This is a genomic window from Streptacidiphilus neutrinimicus (assembly GCF_000787815.1).
Classification (GTDB): Bacteria; Actinomycetota; Actinomycetes; order Streptomycetales; family Streptomycetaceae; genus Streptacidiphilus; species Streptacidiphilus neutrinimicus.
On sequence record NZ_BBPO01000043.1, the window covers coordinates 33297 to 39297 of the forward strand.

General features: G+C 73.3%; 8 protein-coding genes. 6 read left to right on the forward strand and 2 right to left on the reverse strand.

The annotated features are described in order from the left end of the window. The 6 genes from TR48_RS24865 to paaE all read left to right on the forward strand — a co-directional run. A partial coding sequence (locus TR48_RS24865) for an aminotransferase class I/II-fold pyridoxal phosphate-dependent enzyme (RefSeq protein ID WP_052442979.1) occupies positions 1–966 on the forward strand: 966 nt, incomplete at its 5' end. 100 nt (positions 967–1066) lie between these two features. Continuing rightward, a complete protein-coding gene (gene paaA, locus TR48_RS24870) occupies positions 1067–2059 on the forward strand; it encodes a 1,2-phenylacetyl-CoA epoxidase subunit PaaA (protein WP_042371141.1) in 993 nt (330 codons plus the stop codon). Further along, positions 2056–2361 (forward strand): 1,2-phenylacetyl-CoA epoxidase subunit PaaB, encoded by a 306-nt coding sequence (paaB, locus tag TR48_RS24875; RefSeq protein WP_042371143.1) that lies wholly within the window; start codon positions 2056–2058, stop codon positions 2359–2361. Before paaA ends, paaB begins: the two co-directional genes overlap by 4 nt. Positions 2362–2378: 17 nt before the next feature. Beyond that, positions 2379–3218, forward strand: a complete 840-nt coding sequence (gene paaC, locus TR48_RS24880; protein ID WP_042371145.1) for a 1,2-phenylacetyl-CoA epoxidase subunit PaaC — start codon at positions 2379–2381, stop codon at positions 3216–3218. A 5-nt stretch (positions 3219–3223) separates the two neighbouring features. Next, positions 3224–3745 (forward strand): 1,2-phenylacetyl-CoA epoxidase subunit PaaD, encoded by a 522-nt coding sequence (gene paaD, locus TR48_RS24885; protein ID WP_236652315.1) that lies wholly within the window; start codon positions 3224–3226, stop codon positions 3743–3745. Next, positions 3745–4812 carry a 1,2-phenylacetyl-CoA epoxidase subunit PaaE gene (gene paaE, locus TR48_RS24890; protein ID WP_042371148.1) on the forward strand — a complete coding sequence of 356 codons (1068 nt, stop codon included), beginning with the start codon at positions 3745–3747 and terminating at the stop codon, positions 4810–4812. The genes paaD and paaE overlap by 1 nt, the downstream gene beginning before the upstream one ends. A gap of 207 nt (positions 4813–5019) precedes the next feature. Here paaE and TR48_RS24895 read toward each other — a convergent pair whose 3' ends face one another. Beyond that, the gene (locus TR48_RS24895; RefSeq protein ID WP_042371151.1) at positions 5020–5244 is read right to left on the reverse strand and encodes a DUF5302 domain-containing protein; all 225 of its coding nucleotides are present in this window, start codon (positions 5242–5244) and stop codon (positions 5020–5022) included. Between the two features lie 62 nt (positions 5245–5306). Next, positions 5307–5795 carry a MarR family winged helix-turn-helix transcriptional regulator gene (locus TR48_RS24900; RefSeq protein ID WP_042371152.1) on the reverse strand — a complete coding sequence of 163 codons (489 nt, stop codon included), beginning with the start codon at positions 5793–5795 and terminating at the stop codon, positions 5307–5309. Between the last annotated feature and the right edge of the window lie 206 nt (positions 5796–6001).

Here is a 6001-nt window from a genome sequence, read left to right on the forward strand (position 1 = left end):
GGCGGGCCGGAGTTCGATCCGGGCCTGCTCGCCTTGGCCCGCCGGTCCCTCGCGGACGACGGCGTGCCCGTAGACGCCCTCGGCGTCGCCTCGGGCGCGCTGGACGCCCAGGAGCGGATCTTCCAGGCGTGGCTACGGCCGGGCGACGCCGTGGCTGTCGAGGACCCGGGCTGGGGCAGCCTCTTCGACCTGCTGCCGGCCCTCGGTCTCAGGCTCCAGCCGATGCCCGTCGACGACGAGGGCCCCACGGTGGACGGCCTGCGCGCGGCGCTGGCCGCAGGCGTCCGCGCCGTCGTCGTCACCGTGCGCGCCCAGAACCCGACCGGCGCGGTGGTCGGGGCGGAGCGGGCGTCGCAGTTGCGAGCGGTGCTCGCGGAGCACCCGGACGTGCTGCTGGTCGAGGACGACCACGGGCACGGGATCGTCGACCAGCCCTACCCGGCGCTGTGCGTGGAGCCGGGGAGCGAGACCTCCCTCGTCCGGCACTGGGCCGTGGTGCGGTCGGTGGCGAAGTCCCTCGGTCCCGATCTGCGGGTCGCCGTCTTCGCCGGGGACCGGGAGACGGTCGACCGCGTGCGCGGCCGCCAGCGGCTCGGCGCCGGCTGGGTCAGCCATCTTCTGCAGCGCACGGTGGCCGCGCTGTGGGCCGCGTACGACCCGGCCCCGAGCGCCGCAAGCTACCGTGCCCGGCGTGAGGCCCTCCTCGTGGGCCTGGCCCGCCACGGCATCGCCGCGCACGGCCGCAGCGGGCTGTACGTCTGGATCCCCGTCGCGGACGAGACCTCGGCGGTGGCCGGCCTGCTGCAGCGCGGCTGGGCCGCCTCCCCGGGCGCGCGCTACCGCCTGCACACGGCTCCGGGCCTGCGGCTCAGCGTCTCGCCGCTCGACCTGGAGGACTGCCCGCGCCTGGTGGAGGACGTCGCCGCCGTGCTCCAGCGCCGGCCGGCGTCGGCCCGCGGCGTCTGAGGGTGGCCGGTCGTTCCGGCCCGGTGGGTCTGCGGCCCTTGTGGCCCCAACCGACCGTTCGGTAGTCTGATGACACCACGGACCCGGAGGGGTGGCTGCCATGACCGTTACCGACGGCGCGGGCGGGTCGGACGGCGCGACCGCGCTGCCCGAGCTCTCCGCGCACTTCGACGCGACGATCGCGCACGACCAGCGCATCGAGCCGCGCGACTGGATGCCGGACGGCTACCGCGCCACGCTGGTGCGGCAGATCGCCCAGCACGCGCATTCGGAGATCATCGGCATGCAGCCGGAGGGGGAGTGGATCACCAAGGCCCCCTCCCTGCGCCGTAAGGCGATCCTGTTCGCCAAGGTGCAGGACGAGGCCGGGCACGGCCTCTACCTCTACTCCGCCGCCGAGACCCTCGGCATCGACCGCGCCGAGCTGACCGAGCGCCTGCTCGCGGGGCGGCAGAAGTACTCCTCGATCTTCAACTACCCGACCCTGAGCTTCGCCGACGTCGGCGTCATCGGGTGGTTCGTCGACGGTGCCGCCATCTGCAACCAGGTGCCGCTGTGCCGCTCCAGCTTCGGGCCCTACGCCCGCGCGATGGTGCGGATCTGCAAGGAGGAGTCCTTCCACCAGCGCCAGGGCTACGAGCTGCTGCTGACCATGATGCGCGGCACGGAGGCCCAGCGCGCGCAGGTGCAGGACGCCGTCGACCGCTGGTGGTGGCCGTCGCTGATGATGTTCGGCCCGCCGGACGACGACTCGCCCAACAGCGCGCAGTCCATGGCCTGGAAGATCAAGCGCCACAGCAACGACGAACTGCGGCAGCGCTTCGTCGACATGACGGTTCCTCAGGCTGAGCGCCTGGGTGTCACGCTGCCCGACGCGGAGCTGCGCTGGAACGAGGAGCGTGGCCGGCACGATTTCGGCACCCCCGACTTCGCCGAGCTGATGCGGGTCATCAAGGGCGACGGCCCATGCAACGCGCAGCGGATGGAGCGGCGCACCAAGGCGCACGAGGACGGCGCCTGGGTCCGCGAGGCCGCCGCGGCACACGCGGCCAAGAACCATGGACGTGCGGAAGAGGAAGGAACGGCGGCATGAGCACCGAAGCGCCGCGCGGCAGCGCGGGTTGGCCCCTGTACGAGGTGTTCGTGCGCGGCAAGCGCGGCCTCAACCACGTGCACGTCGGCTCGCTGCACGCGCCCGACGAGCGGATGGCCCTGACCAACGCCCGTGACCTGTACACCCGTCGCAACGAGGGCGTCAGCATCTGGGTGGTCCGCTCCGACGCGATCACCGCCTCCACGCCGGACGAGAAGGACCCGTTCTTCTCCCCGAGCGGCGACAAGGTCTACCGCCACCCGACCTTCTACGCCATCCCCGACGACGTCCCGCACATCTAGTAGGAGCCGGTACTTCCATGAGCAGCGACGACGACCACGTCTACCTCTCGCTCGCCGAGGGGCACGGCGACGACGCGCGTTGGGCCTTCGGCACCGGCTTCGAGGACCCGCTGCACGGCGTCGACACGACCCTGCCCGCGGGCGTCGAGGCGGAGGCGCACGTCGCGCTCTGCCTCGCGCTGGCCGACGACGCGCTCGTCGCGGCCCAGCGGCTGGCCCAGTGGATCACGCTGGCGCCGGAGTTGGAGGAGGAGGTCGCGCTCGCCAACATCGGCCTCGACCTGCTCGGCCAGGCGCGCCTGCTCTACGCCCGCGCCGGGCAGACGGAGGGCGCCGGCCGCGACGAGGACGCGCTCGCCTACTTCCGCGACCCGGCGGAGTTCCGCAACGTCATCCTCGCCGAGCTCCCCAACGGCGACTTCGCGCACAGCATGGTCAAGCTGCTGCTGCTGTCCACCTGGCGGCTCGCCGAGCTGACCCGGCTGGCCGAGCACCCGGACCCGGTCCTCGCCGCCGTCGCCCGCAAGGGCGTCAGCGAGCTGACCTATCACCGTGACCACGCCGCGCAGTGGGCGATCCGCCTCGGCGACGGCACGGAGGAGTCCGCCCGCCGGATGCGCGAGGCGCTCGCCGAGCTGTGGCCCTACCGGGCCGAGCTGTACGCGGCGGCCCCGGAGACGCGCGAGGAGGTCGAGGCCGTGCTCGCCCAGGTGCTGGACGCCGCCCGGCTGGAGGCCCCGGCCGAGACGCCCGTCTCGATGGGACGCGGCCGAGACGGCCAGCACACCGAGCACCTCGCGGAGCTGCTCGCGGAGTTGCAGAGCGTCGCCCGCGCGGACCCGGAGGCGACGTGGTGAGCTCCGTGACCCCGATCCCCACACGGCTGAACGCGGCCCGCTCCGCGGCGGCCGCCGTGCGCGACCCCGAGCTGCCGATGCTGACCCTCGCCGACCTCGGCGTGCTGCGCGAGGTGCGGGTGGACGAGGACGGCGTCACGGCGGTGCTCACCCCCACCTACACCGGCTGCCCGGCGCTCGCGGAGATGCGCGCCGACGTCGCCACCGCGCTGCGGGCCGCCGGCTTCGCCGACGGGCACGTCCGCGTCGAGACGCAGCTCAGCCCGGCGTGGAGCACGGACGACATCACCGCCGAGGGCCGCCGCAAGCTCGCCGAGGCCGGCATCGCCCCGCCCGGCGCCGCACCGAAGCGTGCGGGCGGCCCCGTCCCGCTCACGCTCGGGCCCACCCGGGCCGCGGTCGTCCACTGCCCGCACTGCGGCTCCGCGGACACCGAGGAGACCAGCCGCTTCGGCGCCACCGCCTGCAAGGCGCTGCGCCGCTGTCGCGCCTGCCGTGAACCCTTCGAGCAGGTCAAGGAGATCTAGTGCTGCGCACCAGCTTCCATCCGCTGACGGTGGCCTCCGTCGAGCCGCTGTGCGACGACGCCGCGGCGATCACCTTCGCGGTCCCGGACGAGCTCGCGGAGCGCTACGCCTTCCGGGCCGGCCAGTCCCTGACGCTGCGCCGGGTGGTCGACGGCCGCGACGAGCGCCGCTCGTACTCGCTGTGCGCCCCGGAGGGCGGCCCGCTGCGGATCGGCGTCCGCGAGGTCCCCGACGGCCTCTTCTCCTCCTGGCTCGTCCGCGACCTGCGGCCCGGCGACGTCGTGGAGACCCTCCCGCCGCTGGGCACCTTCGTGCCGGACCTCTCTGCCCCTGCGCACCACGCGCTGATCGGCGCGGGCTCGGGCATCACCCCGCTGCTCTCCATCGCGGCGACGGCGCTGGCCGACCCCAAGGCGCGGGTGACCCTGCTGTACGGCAACCGCCGCAGCGACTCCGTCATGTTCGTCGACGAGCTGGCGGACCTGAAGGACCGCTACCCGGACCGCCTCCACCTCGTCCACGTGCTCTCCCGCGAGCCGCGCGAGAGCGAGCTGCTGAGCTGCCGCCTGGACGCGGAGCATCTGCGCGCGGTGCTGAGCGGGCTGGTCGACGTCCCGGACGTGGACCACTGGTGGCTCTGCGGCCCGCTGGGCATGACGGAGGACGCGCGTTCCGTGCTGGCCTCGTTCGAGGTCCCCGCCGATCGGGTGCACCGCGAGCTGTTCTACGCCGAGGACGAGGAGCCGCCGGCGCCCGTGACGCACGCGGACGCGTCCGTCGAGGGCCCCAGCGCGGCGGTCGAGCTGACGCTCGACGGCCGCGTCACCACCCTCACCATGCCGCTGACCGGCACCACCGTCCTCGACGCGGCACAGCGCGCCCGCCCGGACCTCCCCTTCGCCTGCAAGGGCGGCGTCTGCGGCACCTGCCGCGCCCTCGTCTGCGGCGGCGAGGTCCGCATGCGCCGCAACTTCGCCCTCGAGGACGCCGAACTCGCCGCTGGCTACGTCCTCACCTGCCAGTCCGAACCGGTGACGGAGCGGGTCGTCCTCGACTTCGACTCCTAGGCGACTCAGCCAGTTGCATCATCAGGGGTGCGGGGCCGTGCCGATGTGCGGCTCTGCCGCGTGGGCGCGACAAGCCACTCTGACGTGCGGACGGTCCTCAAAACGCAGGGCCATCCGCACCGGGTGGTTTCTCCCGCCCACGCGGCGGAGCCGCAGATCAGCAGAGCCCCGCGCCCCTGACGTGCTGCAACTTTCTCGTGTGCCTGATCAGCCGCTCTTGCGGCGGAAGCTGCGCTGGCCGCCGGACTTGCCGTGCGTGCCGTGGATCTTGGACGGGTCCGTCCCTCTGCCGGAGCCGGCCTCGGACTGGGGGCCGCGCCGACGGGCCAGTGCCTCGCGGAACTTGCGCTTGAGGTCGTCCTCGGGGCCGCTGTGTTCGGCGTCGGCCGGCTGGCCGGGCTCGCCTTCGGGGGACGCGGCTTGGTCCGCCATGGGTGCCTCCATCGGGTGTGAGGTGCGATGACAGTGTGTCATGGCGCGGGCCGCCTCCGCGATCAGCATTCCTGCGCCGCGCCCGGCACGCCCGCCGCCGCGTCCAGCCGGTCGGTCAGCCGGCCCAGCAGACCGCGCAGTTCCCGCATCTCCTCGACGGCGAAGCCGGTCCTGTGGGCGACCTCCAGCGGCACCTGCGTGGCCTGCTCGCGCAGCGCCGCCCCGGCGGCGGTGGCGCTGACCAGAACCGAGCGCTCGTCCTGCGCGCTGCGCTCGCGCCGGACCAGACCTGCGGACTCCAGGCGCTTCAGCAGCGGCGACAGCGTGCCCGAGTCGAGGCGGAGCAGTTCGCCGAGGCGCTTGACGCTGAGCTCGCCGTGCTCCCACAGGGCCAGCATCGCCAGGTACTGGGGATAGGTGAGGCCCAGATCCTTGAGCGCGTCGCGGTAGATCGCGCCGAAGGCGCGGCTCGCGTTGTGCAGGGCGAAGCAGACCTGGTGCTCCAGGCGGAGCAGCTGCTCGGCGTCGGTCGGCGGCGGGGTCGCGGTCATGCAGGCAAGTCTACTATTGAGTTGTGCGCAACTGAATTGTGTGCTCTTATATTGCTTGTCGGAGTTCAGGACCGACGACCCACGGATCCAACGAGACGAGGCATCGCACTCATGAACGCTCTGTACACCGCCGTCGCCACCGCCAACGGACGCGAGGGCCGCGCTGTCAGCTCGGACGGCCTCCTGGACGTCACCCTCGCGCCGCC

Bases quoted from the DNA above. Each gene is read 5' to 3' on its own strand.
- TR48_RS24895 (WP_042371151.1), bottom strand. From the start codon at position 5,244: ATGGCGGACCAAGCCGCGTCCCCCGAAGGCGAGCCCGGCCAGCCGGCC.
- TR48_RS24900 (WP_042371152.1), bottom strand. From the start codon at position 5,795: ATGACCGCGACCCCGCCGCCGACCGACGCCGAGCAGCTGCTCCGCCTG.
- paaC (WP_042371145.1), top strand. From the start codon at position 2,379: ATGAGCAGCGACGACGACCACGTCTACCTCTCGCTCGCCGAGGGGCAC.
- paaB (WP_042371143.1), top strand. From the start codon at position 2,056: ATGAGCACCGAAGCGCCGCGCGGCAGCGCGGGTTGGCCCCTGTACGAG.
- paaA (WP_042371141.1), top strand. From the start codon at position 1,067: ATGACCGTTACCGACGGCGCGGGCGGGTCGGACGGCGCGACCGCGCTG.